Annotated in this window: 1 protein-coding gene; it reads left to right on the top strand. The window is 46.1% G+C overall.

From position 1 onward, the window contains the following. The first annotated feature begins 479 nt into the window (after nt 1-479). Entirely contained in the window at nt 480-2060 is a 1581-nt protein-coding gene (locus RRG12_RS43395; RefSeq protein ID WP_099073487.1) for a group II intron reverse transcriptase/maturase, read from the top strand. The last annotated feature ends 86 nt before the right edge of the window (nt 2061-2146 follow it).

The following is a 2146-nucleotide window of genomic DNA, read 5'->3' as shown; positions in this document are numbered from 1 at the left end:
GCTGAACTCTCGGTCAGATGCAAGTGCAAGCCTTGCCATTCAGACTCAGAATTGACTCCTTACCTGCCCACACCGAACAAGCTCGGTTCTTGTAGAGTGAAGCTGGGAACAGGGTGCAATCAGACAGCCGTTGCGGGCTGACACTGGCGCTAACAGGGAGTTCCTACGGTGAAACCGGGTCTAGAAAAGCAACCTATGCAAGAGCAGGGCGTAACATAAAAACCTTGACTCCACTGGAGAATTAATTCCCGCCGCATCTCCATCTTATAGCGGCAAGAGTCTTGGGAATCCAGTGGTTGAATTGACCACACCTAACGGAACAATCAATCTCTCCGAGGGAACGAATAAAAACGAGTTGTGGGTCTAGGGGCGGTCGAACCCCCAAGTAGACCAGACGAGCGGATTAATTCCCACAATTCGGGTAGGACAGACCGTAATTGGTCTGAGGTGTTCAGAATACACAAACTCTAGAAGAGAAAATGATTAGACACAGTTACAAAACTAGTGAATCTTGGAGAGCTTTACCGTGGAAGAAATTCCGCCGAAATCTTTTCCGCCTTCAAAAGCGCGTGTATAAAGCTGTTCAAGTTGGAGACAAGCGGAAAGCTAGGTCACTCCAAAAGCTTATTCTTAAATCTACCTCGGCTCGATTTCTTGCAATTAGACTTGTATCTCAGCTAAACGCTGGTAAAAAGACGGCTGGTATTGATGGTAAGAAATCCCTCTCATTTGAACAACGCTTCAACCTTGAAGAACTACTGAAAATGAATAGTGGAAATTGGAAGCATCAAGGATTACGGGAAATCCCCATTCCCAAGAAGGACGGGACTACCAGAATGCTCAAGATACCGACCATCGCGGATAGAGCTTGGCAATGCCTAGCAAAATATGCACTGGAACCAGCACACGAAGCCACCTTCCACGCTAGGAGCTACGGGTTCAGAACCGGGCGCTCTGCCCACGATGCACAAAAATACATCTTCAATAACCTCCGTTCTGCTTGCAGTGGAATAGAAAAACGAGTTATAGAACTCGATATCGAAAAGTGCTTCGACAGGATTAACCACTCAGCAATAATGGATGAACTCATTGCCCCCAAAGGCTTAAAACTCGGTATTTTCCGATGCCTCAAGGCAGGGGTAAATCCAGAATTCCCTGAACAAGGAACCCCACAGGGGGGAGTGGTCAGCCCATTACTAGCTAACATCGCACTCAACGGGATTGAGAGTATACACAGATACCACTATAACTACAAACGAGGAAACAGAATCACTGATAAAACCTCAAAAGAGGATATCACCGAGCCATCAGTCCGATACGCGGATGACATGGTTATTATACTCCGACCCGAAGATGATGCGATAGAGATACTTGAAAGAATCAGCGAGTTCCTCCGCAAACGCGGAATGAATGTAAGCCAAAAGAAAACCAAAGTTACCGCCGCGACAGATGGGTTTGATTTCCTCGGCTGGCACTTCAAAGTCCAGAAAAACGGAAAGTTTAGATGTATCCCTTCAATGGACAACTTCAAAGCTTTTCGCAAGAAAGTAAAGCACATCGTCAACAACTCGAATTATGGTGTTACCACAAAGGCTGAGAAATTAGCCCCGGTAGTTAGAGGGTGGAGAAATTACCATAAGTTCTGCAAGATGGACGGGTCTAAAAACTCGCTATACCACATCGAAACAAGAGCTTACACGGTATTTAACAAGGAAACCAAGCAAAACCGCTACTCTAGCAAGAAATTACTAGACAAAGCATTCCCAAAGGTTCCCTACTCCGAAAACAAACACACTTCTGTCAAGGGAACTAAATCACCTTACGACGGAGATACAGCCTACTGGAGTGAACGTAACAGTCAACTCTATGATAGCGGAACCTCTAAAGCTCTTAAGAAGCAAAACCATAGATGTGCCTCTTGCGGCTTAAAGTTCATCGATGAGGAACGGGTTCACCTGCATCACATCGATGGAAATCACGCCAACTGGAAGAAAAATAATCTGGAAGCAATTCACGAGAGTTGCCACGATTATAAGCACATGAGCAAAAGCGCAAGCTAAGAACATCGGGAGCCGTGTACACGGAAACGGGTACGCACGGATCTAACTGAGAGGTGCGGGGAATAATATCCCCCATCGACTCAACC

The sequence above is a fragment of the Nostoc sp. CALU 546 genome (genome assembly GCF_048836525.1).
This window is presented reverse-complemented; position numbering and strand designations above follow the sequence as displayed.